Source organism: Hyphomicrobium sp. DY-1 (assembly GCF_047497105.1).
GTDB lineage: Bacteria > Pseudomonadota > Alphaproteobacteria > Rhizobiales > Hyphomicrobiaceae > Hyphomicrobium_B.
The window spans coordinates 589,638-613,554 of sequence record NZ_CP134870.1 but is presented as its reverse complement, the minus strand read 5'-3'; the positions used below and the strand labels follow the sequence as shown (position 1 = coordinate 613,554).

The following is a 23,917-nucleotide window of genomic DNA, read 5'->3' as shown; positions in this document are numbered from 1 at the left end:
GACCATCCTAACCGCGCGCAAGAGGAATTCAAATGAAGCACTATAATCTGCCGGTTTCGCCCGCGACGATCCATTGGGGCTACTTCAGCAAGATCGTCACGCCGGCGCTGACATTGAAATCCGGCGACCGCGCCACTATCGAAACGCTGACGCACCACGCCAACGACGATTACGAGAGGATGATCGCCGATGATCCCGGCGCCGAGAGCGTGTTCAAATGGACGAAGGAACAAAAAAACGTCGCCCGCCGGGGTGCCGGCCCGACCGAAGGCCCCTTCGTACGCGGATCGGGCGAAGGCGTCGGCGTCCATATCCTGACCGGCCCCGTCGCCATCGAGAATGCCGAGCCCGGCGACGTGCTCGAAGTCCGCATTCTCGACATCCGCCCGCGCCCGTGCTGCCACATTGCCCACGCTGGCCGCTGCTTCGGCTCGAATGCCGCCGCGAACTGGGGCTTCCATTATAACGATCTGATCGAGGAGCCGAAGCCGCGCGAGGTCATCACGATCTTCGAACTCGATACGTCCGGCGAGCCGTTCGCCAAGGCCGTCTACAACTACGTGTGGGTGCCGCAGACCGATCCCAATGGCATCGTGCATTCGACCATCGATTATCCGGGCGTCCGGGTCGATCACACGATCGTCAAGAAGCGCGAGAACATTCTGCCGAACGTGAAGGTCCCTGCGCGCCTTCACTTCGGCACCATGGGCCTCGCGCCGAGCGAGCAGGATTTCGTCAGCTCGATTCCGCCGAGCTACACCGGTGGCAATATCGACGACTGGCGCATCGGCAAGGGCGCGCGCATGTATTACCCGGTCGCGGTGCCGGGCGCATATTTCTCGGTCGGCGATCCGCACGCCGCGCAGGGCGACAGCGAGCTTGCCGGAACCGCCATCGAGACGTCGCTGACGGGCGATTTCGAATTCATCCTGCACAAGCATCGCGATCTCGGCGGCACGCCGCTCGAAGGCCTGACGCATCCGATGCTAGAGACCGAAAGTGCGTGGTCGGTCTACGGCTTCACGTACCCCAATTATCTCGCCGAGCTCGGTCCCGGCGCGCAGACGGAGGTTGGCAAGCACTCGAGCCTCGACCGCGCCATGCGAGACGCCTTCCGCAAGCTGCGCCGCTTCCTGATGACAGTTCACGGCCTGAGCGAGGACGAGGCGATTTCGCTGATGTCGGTCGGCGCCGATTTCGGCGTGACGCAGGTGGTTGACGCGAATTGGGGCGTCCACGGCACCATCAGAAAGAACGTATTCGTCGGCGATTGAGCGCGCACCTTGCGGCTCTAATTCTGGTCACCGCCACCCAACGGCTGTGTTGGCGGAGAATAAGCAGTGACTTGGCACGCGGGTTGCGAAGCGTCGTTGATGATGAACCAACGCACCGGATTTCAGCCGTTCTCCAGCGAGTCCTATCCCGAGGATGCTCGCACCGAGGCCTGGCAAGACGTCCTGAAGATCGCCGGATTACAGGGCACGTCCCCATCTTGGGGGCAGAGCCGGCACGCCACGGCCTCCTATCGTCAGGCCGAGGGTGTTGCCGTTGTGAGGCTGTCCGCTGGTCCGCAGTCGGTTGCGCCACTTTCTGGCGGCAGCAAGGACCTGCCATTAGCGCTGATGCCTATTGAGGATGACCTCTGTCTGAAGACGTCCGACGGCCTTCGAACCGTTTCGGCAAAAGAGCTTGTGCTCGTGCCGCGCCGGAGCGGATCGACCCTTATTTTCCAGCAGACGATGCGCGCGCTCGTTCTCTCTGTTGCACCGGAAGCCTACCACGGCCGCAAGATCGACATGCGCGGGCTTCGCGAGGCGCAGGTCGTCGAACGCAGCGGCCTCAGCGAAATTTTTGTGCAGATGCTCGAAACGGCGTCGCTCTGGCTCGAAACGCTGTCGGATCCCGAGTGGCTGGCACTCGCCCGCAGCCTCAGCGATTTCTTGCCGCTGTTCCTGCCGAAGCTGTTGCCCTCTGATGAGCCCGTCGGCACGCATTCGCAAAGCTCCATCCTACATCGACTCTGCCAGACGATCGAATACCGGCTTGGCGATCCTGATCTCAGCCCCTCGCGCATTGCCGTGATCGAAGGCATATCCGAGAGCTACGTGCAGAAACTGTTCGTCGGCATGGGGAGCAATTTTACCACCTACATTCGCGAACGGCGCTTGCAGCGGGCGTGGGCCGATCTATCAAACCCTGTCGACGCACATCAATCGATTTCCGAGATCGCCTATCGCGTCGGCTTCTGCGATCCCGCGCACTTCAGCCGCGCCTTCCGCCACCGTTTCGGTATTCCACCGCGTGAGTTCCGCCGTCAGGAGGCCGAACGCGTGACGGCTTCCGCCGCAACGACGGGCCAGCGCGGTTGGCCGGCCGACGCCCTCGCGCAGTTGCGCGGCGCGTATCCTGTGCCAATCCCGCGCCCGAAAGCTCTGACATCGCTCGGGCGCGCCGCCGCGGGTAAGCACCATCACCATCTCGCAGTCAATGCCGGCAACGTCCATTGGGGCTACTTCTCGCGCTCCCTCCAGCCGCGCATCGAGATCAACTCCGGCGACGCGATTACCATCGAGACGCTGACGCAGCACGCCTCTGACGATCCCGAGCGCATGATCGCTGGCGATCCCGGTGCCGAAAGCGTCTTCCACTGGACGGCCGAGAAAAAGAACGTCAACCGTCGCGGCGCCGGTCCTATGGACGCGTCCGTCTACGGTCGCGGCGCGGGCGAAGGCTTCGGCGTTCACATCTGCACCGGCCCGGTCGCAATCCGCGATGCCGAGCCCGGCGATGTGGTCGAAGTCCGCATCCTCGACATCGTCCCGCGCCGCAGCCGCAATCCAGACTTCAAAGGCCGGTCATTCGGCAGCAACGTCGCGGCGTGGTGGGGCTATCACTATAGCGAAATCATTACCGAGCCGAAGCAGCGCGAGACGGTGACGATCTACGAGATCTTCGAAAAGGACGAAGATCCGCACGCGCGCGCGGTCTATTCCTATTTGTGGGAGCCGCAGATCGATCCGTCGGGTGTGCTCCACGACACCTATGACTATCCGGGCATTCCGATAGCACCCGAGACGGTGAGACGACGCCACGCCGTGCTCGACGGCATCCGCGTTCCGCTTCGGCCGCATTTCGGTGTGATCGCGGTCGCGCCGGCTGAAGCGGAATTCGTCGATTCAGTTCCGCCCTCCTACTTTGGCGGCAACGTCGACAATTGGCGGCTCGGCAAGGGCGCGACGATCTATCTGCCGGTGTCGGTCGCCGGCGCGCTGCTCTCGGTTGGTGACCCTCACGCGGCCCAAGGCGACGGCGAACTCGGCGGCACCGCGATCGAATGTTCGATGACGGGCACATTCCAGATCGTGCTTCACAAGAAGGCTGACCTCCCGGGCACGGTTCTCGCCGATCTCACCTATCCGCTGATCGAAACCGAAACCGACTGGGTGCTGACGGGTTTCAGTCATCCGAACTATCTCGCTGAATTCGGCGCCCAGGGGCAGAGCGAAGTCTACAACACGTCGTCGCTCGATCTCGCGATGAAGGATGCGTTCCGCAAGATGCGCCGCTTCCTGATGACGATCAAAGGTCTCAGCGAAGATGAAGCCATCACACTGATGTCGGTCGCGGTCGATTTTGGAGTGACCCAGGTCGTGGATGGGAACTGGGGCGTCCACGCGATCCTGAGCAAAAGCATCTTCGACGAGCCGAAATCCGATTCTTGAAGGAAGCCATCCATTGCAATTTCATATGATCACGGGCGGTCCACGCCCCGTCGCACCGTTCAGCCATGCCGTCGAAACGGCTGGCTTCGTTTTCGTGACGGGACAGATGCCGGATACGCCGGAAGCTCCCGGCGTGCTGCCTGAAGGGATCGAGGCGCAGACACACGCGGTGATGAAAAATCTTAGGCTTGTGCTTGCTGGGCTCGACCTTGGCTTCGAGCATGTGGTCATGAGCCGCGTCTATCTCGAATGCTTCAAGCGCGACTACAAAATCTTGAACGGGGTCTATCGCAGCTATTTCGCGCCGGACCGGCTGCCGGCGCGAACATGCGTGGGTGTTCAAGGCTTGGCCTACGACGCGCTTGTGGAAATCGATTTGATTTGCCGGCGGCCGGCATGATTGCACGAGCTGACGTATGCCAATCTTCTGGTAAGATCGGCAATAGTTTGAGCCAACTTGTATCAGTTGGCGCCATAGCCGAGGCTTACTTGGGCACACCCACATGTCGGGCTCTATGGCGCCCGTGGGGCAGGTTTCAACGCCAAGGAGATCAAAAGCTTATTAGGTCCGGCGCAGGTTCGGCGGAAGGCCGGAAGCTGGGCTTTTTTGACTGCACCGAGATCGGGCAAGTGCTTTGCAATTCCTCGAACACAATTGACCTCTACAAAACTCAGTATGCGGAAGCCAATGACTGCAAGCAGAGTTCGGCAGCACACTCCCGCCAAGGCGACCTCAACTCTGAAAATAAATCCACGATCGTTATCGGGAGCGGCGTGAGCGTCCACGAGTGAGGTCCATTGCAAGTTGCACCTCAGTCGACTCTGCCGGAGGCGATTCATGGGTCCTCGACGAGAGCTCTTGGGCTTGCGAAATCGCCGCTCGGCGAAGGCAGGACCTCTACGTAGTGCCACGCTGACTGCCTGAGAGCAGCCCCTTGAACTCGTGGCGGCGGCGTTCGTAGGAAAACATCAAGTTGGGTTGATGGTTCTCAGCAGGTGCAAAGCTGTTTTCTCCGAGGTGTGGGTGCTGAGCCTTCGGTCGAGCTAAGCTTTTTGAGGTTTGGTGGAAAGCATAACTGTACCTCTCGATAATTGCCCTTGATCGGCTGGCAGCCGCGTTTCAAGCCCAAGACAACACGTGAGATATGGGCCCAATCCCATTTTTCGAATATTGAAGACCATGCGTTGAAGTTGATTGTTCTTCTTCGGCCGACTCCTTGCCGGGATCGTTGTTTCGACTTCGGTCCCACTTGCTTGGGTCACGGGCGGCGGGTCAATCCCGTACACATTCAAGTCCAGTTGCCATGGCCAACGAATTTCGACGTCGATAGGCTCTTTTATCAGGCGAGGCGTCAGGAGTTTGCGCGCGCCGGACAGACTCACCACGAGACCTGTTGTGCTTCTAGGGACTCGCAGGTAGCGGACCAGGGATTTGCCCTGACCAATGTCCACCAGTCGTTGAAGCGGACGTGACGATGTCTCGATGAGACGAATGATGTCCCAATCCCGTGGCACCGTCTTCAATGCGATCGTGAGGGCACAGAGGCAGTCCCTTTCCAAACGCGCATCATCTTCCAGAACTAATGCGTACGGAAGGCCTCTCTCGACGATTGAGCGGTAAATAACGAGATGGCTTGCGGAGCAACCGATTTCGCCGTCGCTCATGCGATTGTCGTAGAACGTTTGCAGCCAGTCAGGAACAGCGCGCCCATCGACCGCAGATATCCTTTCGGCACGAAGTCCGGCGGTTGCGAGTTCCTCTTCGAACCTCACGCGTCGAGAGTGATCTCTATCCAAATTGATGTAGAAGGCGGGGATCGACAAATTGGGCATGATTGGCACACCGCTTCCTTGCGCTGTTGCCAACGATAGGTGTCACCCGATTGCGCGATTCGCTATAGAGCGCGCCAGTTATAAACGTTTTCTTCGAAGCCAAGCGCTGACGACACATCGGACCGCTCTTTCTCCACATCTTCTCTTGGCGCGGTTCTGGCGGATTTTTCCCGCTGCGGATTATTATCAGGCACGACGACTGCCAGTCAGGTGAAAATCGAGCATGCAGACATTGACGGTCGCGATGCGACACCACATTGAGGGCTTCCTCGCGCAATTCGCAGGAACCAAAGCGGTGTTCGTTCCTAATGAGGGAAATGTTGGCGATTGTTTTATTTTTGCGGCTACGATGAATGCCTTCGCCAAGGCATCTATCGACGTTGATGTGGTGGACAAACGCGCGGATTTTCGTAACCGCGTCGTGTTTTTGGGGGGCGGCGGAAACTTGGTCGGTGCGTACCGAGGAATGCGAGAGACGATCGAAGCCTGCCGACAACAAGCCGACCGCATTATTTTGTTGCCGCATACGATAAGAGCTAACGTCGACTTGCTTAAATCGCTCGATGACCGCGCGACGATCTGGTGCCGCGATCTCAGATCGTTTCAACATGTCCGTCAATCGAACCCGAGCCTGGATTGCCAATTGGCGCATGACATGGCTTTCCACTGCGATATCCCGCAGTTCATGAGCGACGAAGCTTGCAATAGGGCCGGGACGGCAATGCTAGCGGAAAAGCTAGCACTGCATCGCACGAGCCTGGATAAAATATCGAGCCTGCCTGTCGTTCGTTTCATGCGCACCGATCGCGAGGCGCGATCGTCGCATATTCAAACAGACTTAGACGTCTCGAGGGCGTTCGGATGCGTTACGGATGCCGAAACGTCGAGACTGGCGGCTTGGTGCTTCGTCAAGACGATTTCCGTCGCAAATCGTGTGCTCACCGATCGCTTGCACGTGGCAATCGCCTGCGCGCTCCTCGAAGTCGATTGTGAGCTGGTTGACAATAGCTACAATAAGAACAGGGAAATTTACGCGCATAGCCTGAACCGGTTCGATTGGGTTTCGTTTTCGAAAACCGGCAACGTGGAAGTGCCTGACATTCCATCTGCTAAATTATCATTGGTCACGAAAGTTGCTCGCCGTACCCAACGCTTCAGAGATCGTTGGTTGAGTGGCGCTTCGCGATGATGGGAATGCTAGGCAGCGGCCAAGATTATTTCACCCCCGCTCGATCGCTTGAGTTAGTAGCTGACGAAAGTCGGTCCAGAAATCCGCATTTGATCGCGGAAATCGATTTGCGGATTGTTCGGAATAATGTCGAGGTCATCAGGAAGACCACCGGCGTTTCCGTTCTGCCAGTTGTCAAAGCGGATGCCTATGGATTGGGAATACGGAGAGTCAGCGAGGCCATAGCTGATCTCGCTGACGGTTTTTGTGTGTTTAGCGCTTCGGAAGCAGTTGCGGTGAACCTGGCCCATCGTACCGATAGACGGGTGCTCGCACTGGGGCCGCCGGAAAGCAATGATCCAACAGACTACATCACTCATCGCATCACGCCGACAGTCTACAATCATCAGCAGGCTCGGCAGCTTCGTCGCGCTCAGCCCGCGCTTTGCGTTGATACTGGAATGCAACGCTTTTCCTGTCCCCCTGAAGACTGCCGCGAAGCCTTGACCGCAGGAGATTGTCGCGAGGTCTTTACGCATGCCGTCGAGCTGAGGCAAGTTGAGCAGCTGATCGACGTGACGAGCGGTTGCGATCTTCCACGTCACGCGGCGGCCAGCGGATTGCTTCATCAAGCGCTTGCCGTTCTCGACGCCGTGCGTCCGGGATTGGCGATGTATAAAGGTGCAGCCAATATTTCTGCGCGAATTGCCGAGATTCACCAGTCTCGTGGGCCAGCGGGCTACTCGGGCTTCACTGCGGAACGTCACGGGATCATTTTGGTCGGCTATTCGCACGGTCTCCGTCGAGGTCCCTGCTTAATCAACGGTCGGAAATCATGCTTGCTCGAAGTGGGCATGCAGACCGCTTTCGTCGAACTCGACGCCGAGGATCGCGTCGGCGACAGGGTTGTCCTGCTCGGCGACGGTCTGACGGAAGCGGACCTCGCGCAAAACTGGAACTGCGGCCCCCATGAAGTCCTGACAGCATTATCCTCGGCTGCCACGCGCCGTTACCTCCAGTAAATTACCAGCGTCACGGATATTTTGGAGAACTCGAATGGCGGGTCTCAAACTGCGCATTTCTGACGATGGGCTTCGCCGCGAAGTCATAAGTAACGGTGAGCTTCCTCCGCTTTTTTTTGAGATCACGCCGCGCGACAACGCGAGTGCTCCGGCTTTCGATGGTGGCGATTTTGCTCTGATCGCGATGCTGCCGATTGCGATGCATCAAATGGTGGATTTGCATGCCGAGTTCGAATTGGACTCAACACTTCTTGACGGCCTTGATCATTATCAGGAGGTTTGGCACTCCTGGCGGCCCGACATTTATAAGAAGAAAATTCAAATCACGTCGGACTCAGAATCCTATCGCGCAAATGCTGGCCAGGTTACAAAGCGCGCCTTGGTTGCGTTTTCGTCGGGCGTAGACAGTACCTTCACGCTAAGTCGTCATGCCCACAACGAGGCTGGCAGGGCAGTTCGCGATGTCGCGACCGCTGTCATGGTTCATGGATTCGATATGCCTCTCGACGAGGCCGACGGGTTCGAGACAATGGCCAGACATGGCTCGGCGATATGTAGGGATCTGGGAGTTGATCTCGTCACTGTTAGGACGAACTGGCGACGCCTGGTAGCAAATTGGGAAATGACGTTTGGCGCTGGTTTGGCTTCCGTCCTGCATCAATTTTCCCACCAACACAATCTTGCATTAATCGCAACTGAGGAAAGCTATCAGAACTGTTTCCCGGTTTGGGGGAATAGCTTTTGGAGCGATCGCTTTTTTTCTTCTTCGAAGCTGAAGATTGAATCGGACGGTGGCGCTTTCGATCGCATCGAGCGAGCGCGTTACATTGGGCGTTATCGGTCTCTTATTCCTCACCTTCACGTCTGCTGGGCAGGACCAAGGACAGGCAAAAATTGTGGTGTCTGTCCAAAGTGCATTTTGACCAAACTTAACTTTGTAGCGGCAGGCGTTCCGGAGCCATGGCCATTTCCGCAACCGCTGACCACCGGCTTGATCAGCGAGATGCCTCTAAAAACGCGCTGGCAGAGGCAATTCCTGGAACTCATTTTGACGAAGATGGAGGCTCAGCCGTCTGCAGACCCACAGATTGTTGCCGCTGTAAGACGTCGACTCGGCGTGGAGCAACCGCAAAAAGATCGCAAGTTTTCACCCGCCGTTTTGAAATCGGCTCTTTGGTCATCGTTTACTAGAAAAAAGGGGTAAACTTGTCCAAGCGCCGAAAAGCCTTGGGCTCCAGCGATCGACGCCGCTCCGCAGTGCGTTATCAGGCAATCAGCAAGCGCGCCAATCCAGTTTCGCATTCCAAAACCGGCACTGGAAACGCAGCTGGCGGCGGAAGGAAAAGAACGCGAGCATCCGTTTTATCCAAATGGGAAGACGTGATGACTAGAAGATAAGCGCGAAGGGCTACTTAGATACCGCGTTCGCGTGGGATGCGATCTGCCTCGGCAATTCTCTTTCCAGCAACGACGCGATAGCACGAACACGTGGTGGGATCGGTCTCATCGCGGAGTAGAGCAGATTGAGTTCGAAGCCGGGGACCGTTAACTCGGGTAGGTGATGGTTGGCCCGGTCGATGACTTCAGCGCTCAGGTCCTGCTTCTTACTGACGGACGCCAGGCAGATTCAATTGCGGATCGATCACCGAGCCTAATTAGTGCTGCATCAAAAAAGGCGACGCGGAAGCATGCAACCAATGACCCAATTCGGCTTGTCGACGACCTCGTGGATTCGTAACTCCCCGACCAAACCCAACATTGCATACGCTTCGAGCTCGCTCACGTTTTGCGATCGTGCAAGGGGAGCGATTGCCCGGCGAACCGCGTCGCGAGTAGCGGTCATCATATCGGGGCCGATGCCTGTAAAGATGCGATAGCCTTCCTCCGCTGCGAATGTATCTCCTGTCAGAATTTCAGGTGCTTCTATGCCCGCGTTTTTTATCAAGTTGATCTTGAGCGACATTTCCATCGGACATTCGATGGCGGTGCCATTGATTTCCCCGTCGCCTTGAATGGCATGACCGTCCGCGGCAGATAGCAATGCGCCGTCATTAAAGATAGGCACATACAGCTTTGCGCCGACTCCTAGATAACGGACATCGATATTGCCAGCCGCATTGGTTGGAGTGATGGAAGCGTAATCGCCGTCCTCGCCTGGAGCTACACCGATGCAGCCGATCATCGGGCGTAATTTGAACTTCGCTCCATTAGGCATTTCGATGTGGTCGCGATCAAGCTCCCAGATCTTTAGATAGGGATCCGTGATTTCGTCCGAGAGAAGACCGAAGTCAGGTAGGCATGCGTTCCAACCCCAGCTCAAAATCTTGAGGTCGAGCACTTCAATTTCAAGAGCATCCCCCGGAGAGGCACCTTCAACGTAGATCGGCCCTACCAACGGGTCGAGCTGGCGATAGTCGATTTTAGCGATGTCTGCCGTGGTCGATGCGCGCGTGATCTCGCCATTGGATGCGTCGGGCGATGAAATGGTCACCTGATCTCCGGGCTTGATGAACAGAAGCGGCTTTTGCGTTCTGTTCCAGGTTTTGTGAATGCATTTTTCGGAAAGACAGTAACAGGCGCTAGTGGCCATTGGGGCGGCGTCCGGATTTCGGTTCCTACTCAAAGTCGTCAGGCTAACAAAGTGCCATCAATCATTGATGAGGGTTCGACGTTGTGGGGGATAAGTTTGGCTTCCACCATGAAGTTGGACATAGCCTTGACGGCTTCAGAATAAGGCCCGGGTTTTTCCGGTGTCCCGATGAGCTGGATATTTTCGGGACGCGAATACATTTTGACACCGGCCCACATGCCCGCGAATTCATCGACCTTGACGTCCGAATGCTTCGCCATGATCGCAAATGCCTCGTCTTTATTCGTACTTACGAATTCGAGCGCGTCGTACCACGCATCCAAAAGGCGCTTCACGTCTTCCCTGCGCGACTTCAGGATGTCGTTGCGCGCCGAGATGATGTCTATGATCAGGTTCGGAGTATCTTTGCTCGTCACCAGCGCCGTGCCGCCCGATGCGATGCCTTGAGAGGCGAACGGTTCCCAGGTCACGGACACGTCGATAGCCTTCGCTACGAACGCCGCGCCTGCGTCTTGCGCCGACATGTTGATGATGTTGACGTCGCTCTCCTTTAGACCAGCTTTTTCCAGCACTTTGCTGAAAAAGAAATGGCTGACAGAACCAATCTCAAGGGCAACCTTTTTGCCCTTCAGATCCTCAACTTTGTCGACGCCCCGCGCGATGATGATATCGGCTCCGGCTGACGCGTTCGTCAGAGTGATGACTTTAGCCACTGGTGATACGGCGTCGATAGCCAGCACGTCGGCTGTATTAAGGGCGCAGACGTCAAGGCTCCCCGCAGCCAGCGCTTGCCGTGCGTCGGTTTGCACCGTGAATTGTGTAAGCACAGCATTGAGCTTGTGCTTATCGCCAATCTTCTTCTCATCCATGATCCAGAATGGCATCCAGCCCACCCAGATCGGAATTCCAACTTTGAGAGGCGCATCGGCAAAAGAAAACTTCGTACCGAACGTCAAACCAGCGGTGGCACCCGCCAGAAGACCAAGCGCGCCGCGGCGAGACACAATTCCGGCGACCATCGAAAATCTCCTTTTCTGACGATTTCGACGAAAATGGCGGACCGGATGCCCCGCGTCTTGGAAGAAAGCGCAGACTTTTAGAAAGGCGCAAAAATTCCAGTGCGTCAGGAGCGCACATTCTTGCGATATTTCGCCGGCGGCAATCCCTCGTAACGGCGAAATACCGAAGTCAAATGGGCTTGATCGACGAACCCAGTGGCGTGCGCGACCTCCCAAATCGTCATGGTGCTGTTGGCAAGATAGTCTTTGGCGCGATCGATGCGCATTCTGATGAGGTATTGATAGGGCGTTTGGCCGGTAGAGAATTTGAAGGCGCTTGCGAAAGAACGTTCTTTCATCTGTACGCGCTTGGCCAAGTCGGCCAAGCAGAGTTCGTCTTCAAGGCGATCTGAAACAAAAGCATGTAGCGACCCTAGTTCTGAACGGGAAAGGCGTCGGCCTTTTTGGCCACGAATTGTTCCGTCTTGAGACCGCCGAACAAGCGCAGCCACGAGTGCCATTCGCATTGAATCGGCATACAACGCGCCGTTACCATTGTTTTCCCGGGCCTCGAGCCAAAGCGCACGCACGATTTCGGATAAAAGCGTATCCTCGAAGCCGTCTTCGTAAGCCAGGCGCGGAGAGAAGGGCGCATCAGAGTGCGCTCGCCAGGGCTCAAATGCGTTCTGTGGCAGCGTCAACATAAGATGCTGCATTGGAGCGCTCATCCAAAAGTCTGCGGAGACATTTGGAGGAGTGACGGGAACGAACATCCCCGCACGAAAATATTGTTTTCGGGCTCTTAATCCATCAAAAGAGGAACGAATGTCGCCGCACCCGCGAAGCACAAAACATAGGACAAAATGATCGCCCGCCGGGTCTGCGCTGCCGCCAGCTGAGAAGTCGACGAGATCGAGGCGCAACGGCACAGCGCCGGCAGTCCGCCAGGATTCCCGCACGTCAACAGTCGCGGCGCAGGTGCTTGCCATAAGTAAGGACTGTCCGAATTACGTCTTGCAGTGTCTGGGCAGGTCCAGCTTATGAAGAGATAACGCAGACGCCAACGGCAAAAAGACATCACGATGCCCAACGAATAGCCATCTTAGCAGCCGATTTATGCAATCGCCGCCGTCACCGCCCACGGGTTTTCACTCGTTATCAGGCTGGCTAGAGTTTTCGTAGCGCGCCGGAGAACATCATTATTTTCCGCTGCCGATAGGCAGACGCGAACGGCATCCCGGGCGTTCTTTGGATCCAAGTTGAAGAACGCCGCCGGACTGACTCCCACGCCGCGTAGTTTGGCTTCCGCAGCAAAGACCTCGCTTGGCCACTCCTCCGGCATGTGTAGCCAAACGTGAAAGGCGTTTGCGTTAGATGAATAATCCAGGCCACGGAAAGCCTGCTCGGCGATGCGTTGCCGTTCCGAGTTTTTTTCTTGTTGCGCGCTCTCTAGATGCGCAATGAGACCGGAACGCACGAGCCGAGCCGCAATCTCGGCCTCGATGGGCGGCGCCATGAGTGTGGTCGCGCGCAGCGCAGTTCCAACTGCCCGACGCCACTGCTCGGGCACGCGCATGTAACCGAGGCGGAAGCCTGGGCCGCAGCTCTTGGAGAAACTGGTGATATAGATTGCTTGAGAGCTGAGCCGAACGGACAGCGGTTCACGTCGCGGCGACATGAGAAATCCATATACGTCATCCTCGACCACGGCGATTTTGTAACGTTCGCAGATTTTAGCGATCGCTTTTCGGCGCGCGGGTGGCATGATCGTAGTGGTCGGATTATGCAGGGTGGGTGCACAATAAAGCACCCTCGCGTGGCTCGAACGCACCTTTTCTTCGAGCGCGTCCGGTACCAATCCCTCGTCATCTATCGTTACGGGGATGACGTTGCGGCCAAGCATCCGCGCCGCGGTACGAGCGCCGTAAAATGTTGTCGCTTCCATCAGGATACTATCCCCAGGCTCGGTCAAAGCCGCAAAGGCGATTGCAATTCCGTGCTGCGCACCGGCACAAACGACGACATCGTCGCCCCCGGCCTTCACGCCTAAAGTCTCTAGATAAGCGGCTCCAGCCGCGCGATGTGAGACGGTCCCAACGTCGCTTTGCCTGCCGAGAAGCGCTCCGTAATCGAGGTCGCGAGCGACTTCGTTCGCAAGCTCGCGCAAGTTTGGAAGGGGCGGAGCGCCAGCAGGGAAGTTGTGCGAGAGATCAATAAATGGCGCACGGTTTGTCGCCGCAAACGATGACGCAGGCGAATCGGGAAGGCTCGCGAGTACGAAGGTTCCCTGGCCAACGCGAGCTTCCGCGAGTCCGCGCCGCTGAATTTCCGCATACGCACGCGTTACGGTAGTCACGTCGAGTTCCAACTGGTCGGCGAGTGAACGATGTGTCGGCAATCGGGTGCCGTTGAGAAGCTCGCCGCCGTCGATCGCTCGCGTCACTGCGTCTGCGATTGCGAGATACCGCGGCCCTCTGATGCGCCTGACTTCCGAAATCCATTTCATGCAGCATCCACAATCTGATCGCTTTGATTGTATGGATTTTTGCGCGCCTATAAAGACACTTTGTCTGCATATATTGGGAGCACGTCGCCGAACAGTTGGGCAAATAGCTCCTTCGTACATTCGCACAAGCAGGACGACCAGGTGCCGATCCCACAGATTTACTCGAGGAAACCGAATGCTACATCGCGTGACGAATTAGCGAGCGGCGTGGCACATGCTTTGCAAAATTCCATGCAGACACTTCGTCTGTATGGATCAGTTCATGTCGGCAAAAATTGCGACTACGGGATTGAGCTTTTACATGGTCTCGAATGCTCCGGAGCCGGTTGCCACATTCTCGCACGCAGTTGAAGCCGGAAGTTTCGTGCACGTCACAGGGCAGATGCCGACATATCCCGGTGAACCCGAACGCCTCATCGCTAATGACATAAAAGAGCAGACGCATCGGGTGATGGCCAATCTGCATATCGTGCTCAAAGGGTTGGGCCTCGAGTGGTCGAATGTCGTGCGAGCCGGTGCCTACCTGACGAACTTCGAAGACGATTACGCCAGTTTCAACGAAATCTACTCGAGCTACTTCCCGGCAGACCGGTTGCCGGCACGGACATGCATCGGCGTAACTGCGCTCGCGCGTGGTGCGCGCGTAGAGGTCGATCTCGTGGCCTTCAGGCCCGCTGCGCAGTGAGGGGGCTGGCCTGATGAACCAACCCGGGCTGACATTGCAATTACGCCGCAACATACCGACACGTCGCTATCGTGTGCTTGCCGTCGTCGGATTTGCACTCTGCCTCGCCGTTTGGGGCTTGATCAGCGCCTCGGCGATCGTCGATCCAGTGTTCCTGCCGTCTCCCGTCACCGTAGCACACACGATGACGGAGATTTTTAGCGATCAGACGATCTGGTCCGATCTCTGGGTTAGCTTCGTAAGAGTGACTATTGGCTTTTTGCTCTCGGCCGTTGTCGCTTTGCCGATGGGGATCCTGATAGGATCGTTCAAGCCAATCGAAGCCATTGCACAGCCGGTTACGGAGTTTGTTCGCTACGTTCCTGTTCCCGCGCTCATTCCAATTTTAATGGTGACGCTAGGCATTGGCGAAGAATCCAAATGGGCGCTGATTTTCATCGGCACTTACTTTCAACTCGTCCTTATGGTCGCCGACGAGGTTCGACGTGTCCCATACGAGCTGCTGCAAGTCGCTCAGACGCTCGGCGCGAAACGAGGGGAGATTATCAGTCGTGTTCTCTGGCGATCGGCAATGCCCGGAATTTTCGATGCGCTTCGTCTCTGCAACGGCTGGGCCTGGACCTATCTGATCGTCGCTGAACTCGTTGCAGCAAACGAGGGGCTGGGCTTTCGTATTCTGAAATTCTCGCGCTTTCTGCAGACACCGAAAATATGGGTGTATCTGATCCTGCTCGGTGCGATCGGCCTGCTTCTCGACTTACTGTTTCGCGCGCTCAACCGCCGTTTGTTCAAATGGGCGGAGAGCGGAAAATGAGACCGATCCTGGAGGTTCAGGACGTATCGAAAGTCTATCCCACCGATAACGGGAGCGTCGAAGCCCTACGTCCCACCTCGTTCAAAGTCGAGCGCGGAGAGTTCGTCACGCTTATCGGTCCATCCGGCTGCGGTAAGACGACGATGCTTTTTATGCTCGCAGGCCTGGATGAACCGTCGGACGGTTACATGCTCGTCAATGGCCGACAAGCCATCGGGCCAGGCGCGGACCGCGGCATGGTTTTTCAGAACTACACTCTCTATCCGTGGCTGACCGTAGCGCAGAACGTGCTTTTCAGCGCGACATTAAAGACTTTCCGCCAGGACGGAGGGGACCTGAAAGCCGCAAAGGAACGATGCGACGCGCTTCTCTATCTGATGGGGCTCGAAGCGTTTGCAAAGGCCTATCCACGCGAGTTGTCCGGGGGGATGAAGCAGCGCGTCGCCATTGCGCGAGCGCTGCTTCCGCGCCCGGCGATCCTTCTGATGGATGAACCGTTCGGTGCTCTCGACGCGCAGACGCGCGAAGAAATTCAGCAGCTAACCGCGCTTTTGACGAGGCACGAAGGCACGACCGTCTTGATGGTCACTCACGATGTTGACGAAGCGCTTTTTCTATCGACGCGTACGCTCGTGTTCTCACCTCGTCCGGGCAGAATCGTTGAAGACATTTCGGTTCCATTCGGTGAAGTCCGCACACTCGATTTAAAGCTGACCCCAGAATTCATATCACTTAAGCGGCGCATGCTTGGCCTTCTTAGGCGCGAATCAGATGCAAACCGCGAAGACTATTTGCAACGGCTGCTGCAGGTGCAGGAGCCAGAAATGTCTGATGTGAGCCACCGGCCTAAAGCGCGAAAGGAAAGTCTATGAAAGCTGCGTTCAGAGTATTGGCAGTCAGCCTCGCCTTGGGACTTTCGGCCTTAACGTGTTCCGCCGTCAACGCGGATGCGCTGAAACCTTATAAGGTCGGATATAACAGTTGGATCGGCTATATCTCGCTCTTCATTGCGAAGGAAAAGGGCTTCTTCAAGGACGAGGGCTTGGACCTTCAAATGCAATCGTTCAGCTCTCCGGGGGATGGACTGGCACCGCTCCTTGGGGGGCAGCTTGACGCGCATTTTACGACGGCTGACAGTGTTATCACTGCGCTGGACAAAGCTCCTGGTCGCCTGGAGATCGTCTATATGACAGACACCTCCGCGGGCGCCGATGCGATCCTTGCGAAATCGGATATTGCGACACCTGCCGATCTCAAGGGAAAGACTGTGGCCGCGACCGCCGGACAGTGCAACGAACTGCTGCTGCGAAAGGCACTCGCGAAGTACGGCTTAGTACCGAGCGATATCAAGCTGACAAACATGAATCCGGACGATGCAGGCGCCGCCTTTGCCGCCGGCAAGCTCGACGCAGCGGTCACTTGGGAGCCTTGGATTACGAAGGTTCAGGGCGAGAAGAAGGGTCACGTTATCTTTTCATCCAAGGAAGCCCCTAACCTGATCCTCGACGTCGTTGCGATCAGCGACAAGACGGCGAAGGATAAGGCCGACGAGACCAAGGCGTTCCTTCGCGCGTTGAACAAAGCCAATGAACTGGCAATCGCCGATCCCAAGGCCGCTTCGGAAATCGCAGCGAAATCTCTCGAGCTTAAGCCCGAGGAGGTTCTGGATATGCTTCCTAAAGTGAAGCTCTACGGTGCCACCGATAATGTCGCTCAGATGAAGGGCCCGGCGATTGAAGTCGGAAAAGAGCTCGCAGCGTTCTTCAAGGAAGTCAAAGTCAACGACGGCGTCGTTGATACCTCAAATATCTTCAACCCGTCCTTCATAGGCAAATGAGCTATGGAGCCACTCTATAGAGCCATGCCTGCCGGCAAAGTGGGGACGCAAAACACGGCTTTGCTGGTCATTGACATGGAGCGCGACTTCATCGACGCGGGCGCGGTTCAAGAGACACCGGGAGGGCGGGAGATTATCCCCGCCATCAATAGGCTCATAAACTGGGCCAGAAACCACGCGCTCCCCATCATTTTCACACACGAAATGCATCGGGCGGATCAAAGCGACTACGGGATCGAACTTGAGTTCGATCCCGTTCACTGCCTCGAGGGCACGCCTGGTTGCGAGTTGGCCGAGGGGCTGAATGCCCGTCCCGAAGATTGGCGCATTCGAAACAAGCGCCGTTATGATTGCTTCGTCGGGACCGACCTCGATATCCTCTTGCGCTCGCGCGGTATCAAAAACCTTGTCTGCTGCGGAGTGACGACGCACTGCTGTGTAATGAGTACGGTTTATTCGGCCCGCAACCTGGATTATCGCGTCATCGTTCCGACCGACGCCGTCGCCGCTGTTTCTCCCGCGCATCAAGCCGCCGCGCTACTCTGTATGAGCGACGTATTTGCCTATCTGTCATCGACAGCCGCAATTACGTCATGGCCAGTCGTCGCGTGCAGCTTCGACACTTCAACAGTTGGTCATCCTCAGCATGTCGTTGCCTGAGACGTCCTTGGGGTGCCGGGAGGCGGTCCTCTACGCATCAGGCGAAAAGGGCTGCATTTCGGCGCCCCATCACGCCGCAGCAGAGGCTGGACTCACGATCCTAGCCGAAGGCGGTACCGCAATCGAGGCTATGGTTGCGGCCGCGGCGACCATCGCCGTCGTCTACCCGCATATGAATGGTCTTGGTGGCGATGCGTTCTGGTTGATAAAGCGCAAGCACCAAGAGCCCATCGTCGTCTCGGGCTGCGGTCGCGCCGCCGAGCGGGCAACGGTGCGCTACTATCACGATCGCCGTTATGATGCGCTTCCGACGCGAGGCTCTGACGCGGCGCTGCTCGTTCCAGGTGCGATATCGAGCTGGAAGCTGGCGCTAGACCTCGTTCCCCCCACGCGGCGCTTTGCATTGGAGCGTCTGTTGCGAGATGCAATCGGCAAGGCGATCGGTGGCTGCCCCGTTTCGCGCAGCCTTGCCTCGACTCTCGAAATCTTCTCGCCCGAGCTCAGCACGATTGAAGGATTTGAGCAGGTATTCCTGCCCGATGGGCGAGTGCCGGGCGCAGGCGAGATTTATCGCCAACCGGCTCTTGGAGCGACTCTCGGTAAGCTCGCGGGTGACGGTCTCGATAGCTTCTATCGCGGCACGGTTTCGAAAATTCATGCGCAGTTCCTTGAAGAAGCGGGCACTCCGCTTCGGCTCGAAGACTTTCAATCTTACTCGGCTGAGTATTCGAAGCCGCTATCTCTGCCTGTTTCTGTGGGAACGCTCTTCAACACCCCGCCGCCGACGCAGGGTCTGGCATCTTTGCTCATCCTAGGAGTTTTCGACCAACTGGGCGTGAGCACGGCCGACGAAACTTCTTATATTCATCACCTCGTCGAAGCGACCAAGTGCGCATTCGCGGTTCGAAACGCCAAACTTGGCGACCCCGATTTCATGGATGCTAGGCCATCGGAGTACCTAGCACCCGCGCTTATCTCCAAAGCCGCAGCATCGATTAATCCGGCGAAAGCGGTACCATGGCCTGGCCCATCGCAAGTCGGGGGCACAATATGGATGGGCGCTGCGGACAGCGAGGGCACCGTCGTGAGCTTCATACAAAGTTTGTTTTGGGAGTTTGGCTCAGGCTTGGCGTGCCCCGAAACAGGCATCGTCTTCGAGAATAGGGGTGCCGGATTTTCGCTTGCGAACGGACCTAATCAGCTAGCGCCGCGGAAGCGTCCCTTTCATACCCTCAACCCCGCAATGGCCGAGCTCAATGATGGTCGCGTAATGGCATACGGGACAATGGGTGGCGACGGGCAGCCGCAGACGCAAGCGGCGGTATTCACGCGTTACGTCCTATCGGGCCGCGGCCTCGCGGATGCGATTGCCGATCCGCGCTGGCTTCTTGGCAAAACGTGGGGCAACAGCAGCCTTTCGCTAAAGCTCGAAGGGCGTTTTTCTGAACAAACCGAGGAGCAGCTTGTCCGACTAGGGCACGATACCGAGCGCGTCTCCGATTACGCGGAGATGATGGGTCATGCCGGAGCGGTCGTTCTTCATCCATCGGGCCATATCGAGGGCGCAAGCGATCCTCGCTCGGATGGTGCGGCCTTCGCGATATGACAGCGATCGGAGCAGCTCAAGGAAGCAATGCTTTGGCAAAAACATTCATCGAGGCCGATCCCTACCTCTGGCCCCACGACGGGCATTTGCAGCCGCAAACAACGGCGTTGCTCGTTATCGATATGCAGCGCGACTTCTGCGATCCGGATGGATATTTGGCTGCGTCGGGTTACGACATCCGCGCCACCCGCTCGATTGTCCCGAACGTCGCTTCAGTTTGCCAGACAGTCAGAGACTGGGGTGGTCTGGTTATCTACACGCGGGAGGGCCATCGACCTGACCTCAGCGATTTACCGCCCTTGAAGCGCTGGCGCTCGGAACGAGGCGGCGGGGAGATAGGGACGCCCGGGCCGATGGGTCGTTTGCTAGTCAGAGGCGAGCATGGCTGGGACATCATTGACGAACTCAATCCGCAGCCAAGCGATGTCGTCGTCGACAAGCCCGGTTATAGTGCATTTTTCGCTACCGATCTCGAACGCATCCTCAGCACGCGAGGTATCCGCAATCTTATCCTGACCGGAGTAACGACCGACGTGTGCGTGCACTCAACTCTGCGCGACGCAGTCGATAGAAATTACGAATGCTTGGTCATCGAGGACGCGTGTGCTGCAAGCATTCTTGACAACCATGCTTCTGCGTTAAGTACCATCGCAACCGAGGGCGGGATATTTGGTGCGGTGGCAAAATCCGACAGTCTTAGGCGGACGTTAGGAGCAGCCCTTCGTGCCTGAGAGCAACCCGTAACTGCGTGGGCTACGTCTGCTGCCCGCGCAACGCACGCGAGTGGGGCCGCCCAGCACGAGATTGAGCTTCTTTGACCAATGACGGCGAGAAGATGATCGGCCAATCGCCAGGGCTGGCACCTCGCAAAGTAGCAGCGAAAGGTAGCAGCGAGTAAAGAAAGCCCTTGTTTCTCAATGGCTTCTATAAAAATCAATGGCTTAGCTTGAAATGGCGCCCCGTAGGGGACGCGAACCGACCCGTCATCCTCTTGAAAAGTATATATAAAGCGCAATCGGAAGAATGCAATGTTGACGAGTAAGTTGACGAGTTTTTTTGGGGCAGAAAGGAGAGTTCATCCTAGCATTGTGTGGGGGGGATGTCACAGGGGGTTTGAAGTTGAATGCGGCGCGTACACGTCCTGCCCAGGAAAGAGTCACGCACGGTTGGAACCGTCGGCGCACTGACTATCATCGAAGGCAAGGTACAGCTGAGGAGCCAGGGCCGGGGCGGTGAGGCGAAAGCCTTCCGTGACTGAGGAACCGGCGGGCCTCGCCTTCGCGCCCCGCTGAACGAAAGGCCGCGCGTCGACCGCGGCCGACGACCAGGCCTGATGCACCTTGAAGAACCCGGCCCGCCGCATCGTCCTTTTGCGCAGGGGCCGGCTTCCCCGGGCAATCAGCGCGCGCTACATGCTGGCTTCGTCTTCGTTCTCGTCGCCTTCGAGGTCTGTGTCTTGCGGTTGAGGATTTTCTGCGCGCTGTTTGCGTTTGACGAGGTAGGGGAGAAGCTCTTCACACCGCCTGGCGAGGTTTGAGAAGTGTTCGACGTCGTTTCTCCACCGGGTGTGGAATTCCGCGTTCGCTGGATTTGAGAGGGCGTGCTCGAGATCCTTGAGGATGGCGCGGCACTCAATCAACGTGCGCTCGACGTGGAATTTATAGCGCCCCGATAGCGTCTCCAAAGGAAAGTAGGGGTCTTTGGCCATCGCTCAGATGGGATCAACTTCAAGATCGTAGCGCAGTTGGGCGGAGCGGCGCTCGAGGTTGAGGGCAAAGCGCCTGTCGAAATCCGGTTGGACCTTGCCGGAAAGAACGTCCTGATCATGGGCAAAGAGGGCGCGTTGCGCGGCGATGAGGCGTTGGTGAGCGGACGTTACGGAAGCGGGTTGAGGCGCGGACGGGGTGGCAACGGGTGTCTGTCCGGAAGAGGGATTGCGCGGAAGCAAGGTCATGGGAGTTCTTTCTCGGAGGCGGATGATGAAGGAGCGCGGGGGTCGCGTCAAACGGGAATTCGGGAATGTGTTGGCTTGCGCGTTTCAGCGAAGCCGCTGCAGTTTTTCCAGGTGGGACAGTTTCCAACGCTGCTTGCGCCGGTCGCGCGGCGGTGAGTTCAACATGTCGGCGACGGCTGCCGCTTCCTCTTGCACCGAGTAAGAGGCAACGGCGCGCAAACGGGCCTCCAACGCATCCTGCATCATTTTGGCGAGCGCCTGCTCAAAGGGACCCTCGGCGGATTCAGAAAACGATCCCACGAGCCCCACAATGCGCCAGTACCGTCCGAAGGCGTGGTCCTCGGGGCCGACGCGCGCGAAGACCTCGACCAGCTTGCGGGCGAGTTTCTCGAGCTGGGCCGGTGAGACGTCCATCGGTTATTTCGCAAAACCCTCCTGGGCGGCCTCGTGGAAGGCTTTGGCGAACGCTTCCTCAACATCACCCACCGCACCGCGTGAAAACGTCTGGAGCGTCGCCTCAACGCGTGCGCGTCGGAGAGCCATGTCGCGGGGACCGCTTTCGGCGGCGAGGGAAATAAGCTTTCGTGCGAGTGCGGTGAGGTCGTGGTCGGTGACGAGCATTATGGCGTATGGCGACCAGCGTAAGACGCCCTGACCTCCCTCCCCTCCCCTACAACTCGCGACCAAATCAAAAAGCAAAAAACAGCTGTTTTGAAGTTGAAGGATTTTCGGGGAAGAAGGTTCGGTGAGGTTCGGGGATGTTCTGTTCTATAAAGAGGGCGCCCCTCAATATGCGTGGAATTGGCCCCTGAATATGCGCGGTGTTCGCCTCCGGATATGCGCGGCGTCTGAACGGATCGCTCCCGATTATGCGTGCCCCCGCACCCGAATATGCGTGGGTGCTTGTGAAAGCCAAGCCAGGCGCGGAGTGCTTGGACGCGCGTCGCACCCGAATATGCGCGGAGGCTTCTGGTGTCGAGGGGCAGGCGCGGGGTGGCGTGTAAGGGAGTGGGTGACACGCCCCCGAATATGCGTGGGCGGGAACCAGGAGCGCGCACCTGATTATGCGTGGTCTGGCGGGTCTTTCTGCGCCCCCGAAACTGCGTGGTGGCCGACGGCGGGCGCCCCCGATTATGCGTGGCATGGAATGGGGATCGCGTGCTGTCGCTGGGAGGCGAGAAACCGGGGTGTCGGTGCGGGCGCCCCCGAATATGCGCGGGGGAACTGAATAACGCGCCCCTGAATATGCGTGGCGATGACGTGCGCCCGCACCCGAACATGCGTGGCGGATTGAGGAGGGAACCGGAAAGGAAAAAGGCGCGCGAAAACCGAGGGGCATGTGAAACGGCGGCGACGAAACGTGAGGCCTCCGCCCCCAAATATGCGTAAGTTAGATTCACTATTTCCGTGGCTTGAGAGGAATGGCCATGACCTCTGCCGCGCCGGGTTGGATTGTGAAACCTTTTTCTGAGAGAAGAACCGGCAGCTTTGGGAAGACTTCCTTGATCTGTTTGATCTCTTCGGTGAAGTCGGCGCGGAACTTCCGGTCGCGCGTGTAGCCGATGCCGAACTGTTCCTTGAGGGCGTCCCAGCTGATGTGCTTCGCCTCGGCGATCGAGTTGAAGCGGTAGGTGAGCCAGAAGTAGATGTCGAGCTTCCTGGGCGATCCGGCGAAGGCCCTCACGGCGTGCAGGTTGACTGGCAGAGCGTGCTTCTTGAGCGTGTTGTAGAATTCCTGGCTGAAGACGATTTTTTCCGGCCACAGGATCTTTTGCTTCGAGCTGGCGGGTAGCCAGATGTCGAGCGACGTGAAGGGCTGGGTGCTGATGGTGCGCGCCTTTTCCTTGTCTCCCGCGAACAAGCCGATCTTCATCGAACAGGCGGCAAGGGCGTTGATCTGCTGCTTGAAGGCGTGGATTGACCCTTGCTTGCCCCCCGTGACCGCGATGCCCATCGAACGGATGAAGCCGGTCAGGGATTTCTCGATGTCGATTTCCGGGCTGTTGTGGAGGATGGCCTGGCTGGAGAGGTGCATCAGGATCAGGCGTGCGCGGGACCCGTAGGGCAAGGTCTGCTGTTCCCATTCGCCGGTGTTCGGGTTCATGAGTTCTCCAGCGGTGATCTTGAGTTTCATCTGGCCCTGGGTGCGTTCCCAGGTCGGGTCGGGAGTGGCCTTGTAGGGAAGCGAGCACATCGCCAGGACCGAGTGGATGTGGCGGAGGCTGTCGCGTTCGGCCCCCTTCCCTTCCGTCAGCAGGTGCTGGGTTTCGGCGCGGCGGCGTTGGTCGCGCGGAAGCGTGCGCAGCTGGTCGCGGCGCGCCTGTTCCTCCTGGAGCCGGCGCATCTCGAATTCACGGATGAGCGGTGCCGTTTGGTCGAGCTTTTTGAGGAGGTCGGCGTCGCGGATGCCATCAACCGGCAGCAGACCGATGCGCGCGACACCATCGCCCTCGTCGGTCGGGGTCGTGATCAGGGCCTTGCGCAGGTTCATGCATGGGAGGCTTTCTTCGGGAAAGATGCGC

Annotated in this window: 23 protein-coding genes; 13 read left to right on the top strand and 10 right to left on the bottom strand. The window is 57.7% G+C overall.

From position 1 onward, the window contains the following. Positions 1 to 32: 32 nt before the first annotated feature. The 3 genes from RLW41_RS02955 (at position 33) to RLW41_RS02945 (ending at position 4,122) form a co-directional block, all read left to right on the top strand. A complete protein-coding gene (locus tag RLW41_RS02955) occupies positions 33 to 1,274 on the top strand; it encodes an acetamidase/formamidase family protein (protein WP_414463425.1) in 1,242 nt (413 codons plus the stop codon). 102 nt (positions 1,275 to 1,376) lie between these two features. Then, a complete protein-coding gene (locus RLW41_RS02950; protein ID WP_414464650.1) occupies positions 1,377 to 3,722 on the top strand; it encodes an acetamidase/formamidase family protein in 2,346 nt (781 codons plus the stop codon). Positions 3,723 to 3,735: 13 nt separating this feature from the next. Further along, entirely contained in the window at positions 3,736 to 4,122 is a 387-nt protein-coding gene (locus tag RLW41_RS02945; RefSeq protein WP_414463424.1) for a RidA family protein, read from the top strand. 644 nt (positions 4,123 to 4,766) lie between these two features. Here RLW41_RS02945 and RLW41_RS02940 read toward each other — a convergent pair. Further along, complete coding sequence (locus tag RLW41_RS02940) at positions 4,767 to 5,555, bottom strand: glycosyltransferase family 25 protein (RefSeq protein ID WP_409560693.1); 789 nt, start codon at positions 5,553 to 5,555, stop codon at positions 4,767 to 4,769. A gap of 223 nt (positions 5,556 to 5,778) precedes the next feature. Between RLW41_RS02940 and RLW41_RS02935 the strand changes: the two genes are divergently transcribed. From RLW41_RS02935 to RLW41_RS02925, 3 genes are read left to right on the top strand one after another with little or no spacing between them, the layout of a single operon-like run. Further along, positions 5,779 to 6,744 carry a polysaccharide pyruvyl transferase family protein gene (locus RLW41_RS02935; protein WP_414463423.1) on the top strand — a complete coding sequence of 322 codons (966 nt, stop codon included), beginning with the start codon at positions 5,779 to 5,781 and terminating at the stop codon, positions 6,742 to 6,744. Beyond that, a complete protein-coding gene (locus RLW41_RS02930; protein WP_414463422.1) occupies positions 6,720 to 7,745 on the top strand; it encodes an alanine racemase in 1,026 nt (341 codons plus the stop codon). Before RLW41_RS02935 ends, RLW41_RS02930 begins: the two co-directional genes overlap by 25 nt. A gap of 34 nt (positions 7,746 to 7,779) precedes the next feature. Continuing rightward, entirely contained in the window at positions 7,780 to 8,949 is a 1,170-nt protein-coding gene (locus RLW41_RS02925) for a hypothetical protein (protein ID WP_414463421.1), read from the top strand. A 462-nt stretch (positions 8,950 to 9,411) separates the two neighbouring features. Here the strand turns inward: RLW41_RS02925 and RLW41_RS02920 are convergent, their stop codons facing one another. The 4 genes from RLW41_RS02920 to RLW41_RS02905 form a co-directional block, all read right to left on the bottom strand. Beyond that, on the bottom strand, positions 9,412 to 10,335 hold the full coding sequence (locus RLW41_RS02920) for an acetamidase/formamidase family protein (protein ID WP_414463420.1): 924 nt from the start codon (positions 10,333 to 10,335) through the stop codon (positions 9,412 to 9,414). Between the two features lie 38 nt (positions 10,336 to 10,373). Then, the gene (locus tag RLW41_RS02915) at positions 10,374 to 11,354 is read right to left on the bottom strand and encodes an ABC transporter substrate-binding protein (protein ID WP_414463419.1); all 981 of its coding nucleotides are present in this window, start codon (positions 11,352 to 11,354) and stop codon (positions 10,374 to 10,376) included. Positions 11,355 to 11,458: 104 nt separating this feature from the next. Continuing rightward, positions 11,459 to 12,322: a helix-turn-helix domain-containing protein gene (locus RLW41_RS02910; RefSeq protein ID WP_409560687.1), complete on the bottom strand. Its 864-nt coding sequence runs from the start codon at positions 12,320 to 12,322 to the stop codon at positions 11,459 to 11,461. 125 nt (positions 12,323 to 12,447) lie between these two features. After that, positions 12,448 to 13,839: a PLP-dependent aminotransferase family protein gene (locus tag RLW41_RS02905; protein WP_409560686.1), complete on the bottom strand. Its 1,392-nt coding sequence runs from the start codon at positions 13,837 to 13,839 to the stop codon at positions 12,448 to 12,450. A 289-nt stretch (positions 13,840 to 14,128) separates the two neighbouring features. Here RLW41_RS02905 and RLW41_RS02900 point away from each other — a divergent pair, with 289 nt between their 5' ends. The 7 genes from RLW41_RS02900 to RLW41_RS02870 are packed head-to-tail and all read left to right on the top strand — an operon-like array spanning position 14,129 to position 20,172. Then, positions 14,129 to 14,524, top strand: coding sequence for a RidA family protein (locus RLW41_RS02900; RefSeq protein ID WP_414464649.1), 396 nt, complete (start codon positions 14,129 to 14,131; stop codon positions 14,522 to 14,524). Positions 14,525 to 14,537: 13 nt separating this feature from the next. Next, a complete protein-coding gene (locus RLW41_RS02895; RefSeq protein WP_414463418.1) occupies positions 14,538 to 15,338 on the top strand; it encodes an ABC transporter permease in 801 nt (266 codons plus the stop codon). Next, the gene (locus RLW41_RS02890; RefSeq protein ID WP_414463417.1) at positions 15,335 to 16,210 is read left to right on the top strand and encodes an ABC transporter ATP-binding protein; all 876 of its coding nucleotides are present in this window, start codon (positions 15,335 to 15,337) and stop codon (positions 16,208 to 16,210) included. Before RLW41_RS02895 ends, RLW41_RS02890 begins: the two co-directional genes overlap by 4 nt. Continuing rightward, positions 16,207 to 17,175 (top strand): aliphatic sulfonate ABC transporter substrate-binding protein, encoded by a 969-nt coding sequence (locus tag RLW41_RS02885; protein ID WP_414463416.1) that lies wholly within the window; start codon positions 16,207 to 16,209, stop codon positions 17,173 to 17,175. Before RLW41_RS02890 ends, RLW41_RS02885 begins: the two co-directional genes overlap by 4 nt. A 3-nt stretch (positions 17,176 to 17,178) precedes the next feature. Continuing rightward, a complete protein-coding gene (locus tag RLW41_RS02880; protein ID WP_414463415.1) occupies positions 17,179 to 17,835 on the top strand; it encodes a cysteine hydrolase family protein in 657 nt (218 codons plus the stop codon). Continuing rightward, positions 17,822 to 19,441: a gamma-glutamyltransferase family protein gene (locus tag RLW41_RS02875; protein ID WP_414463414.1), complete on the top strand. Its 1,620-nt coding sequence runs from the start codon at positions 17,822 to 17,824 to the stop codon at positions 19,439 to 19,441. The genes RLW41_RS02880 and RLW41_RS02875 overlap by 14 nt, the downstream gene beginning before the upstream one ends. A 32-nt stretch (positions 19,442 to 19,473) precedes the next feature. Next, positions 19,474 to 20,172 (top strand): cysteine hydrolase family protein, encoded by a 699-nt coding sequence (locus tag RLW41_RS02870; protein ID WP_414463413.1) that lies wholly within the window; start codon positions 19,474 to 19,476, stop codon positions 20,170 to 20,172. Between the two features lie 677 nt (positions 20,173 to 20,849). Here the strand turns inward: RLW41_RS02870 and RLW41_RS02865 are convergent. From RLW41_RS02865 to RLW41_RS02845, 5 genes are all read right to left on the bottom strand, one after another. After that, entirely contained in the window at positions 20,850 to 21,149 is a 300-nt protein-coding gene (locus RLW41_RS02865) for a hypothetical protein (protein WP_414463412.1), read from the bottom strand. Positions 21,150 to 21,152: 3 nt separating this feature from the next. Further along, positions 21,153 to 21,395, bottom strand: a complete 243-nt coding sequence (locus tag RLW41_RS02860; protein WP_414463411.1) for a hypothetical protein — start codon at positions 21,393 to 21,395, stop codon at positions 21,153 to 21,155. Between the two features lie 84 nt (positions 21,396 to 21,479). Continuing rightward, the gene (locus tag RLW41_RS02855) at positions 21,480 to 21,809 is read right to left on the bottom strand and encodes a hypothetical protein (protein WP_414463410.1); all 330 of its coding nucleotides are present in this window, start codon (positions 21,807 to 21,809) and stop codon (positions 21,480 to 21,482) included. A gap of 3 nt (positions 21,810 to 21,812) precedes the next feature. Beyond that, positions 21,813 to 22,016, bottom strand: a complete 204-nt coding sequence (locus RLW41_RS02850) for a hypothetical protein (RefSeq protein ID WP_414463409.1) — start codon at positions 22,014 to 22,016, stop codon at positions 21,813 to 21,815. A gap of 778 nt (positions 22,017 to 22,794) precedes the next feature. Continuing rightward, entirely contained in the window at positions 22,795 to 23,886 is a 1,092-nt protein-coding gene (locus RLW41_RS02845) for a replication protein RepA (RefSeq protein ID WP_414463408.1), read from the bottom strand. Between the last annotated feature and the right edge of the window lie 31 nt (positions 23,887 to 23,917).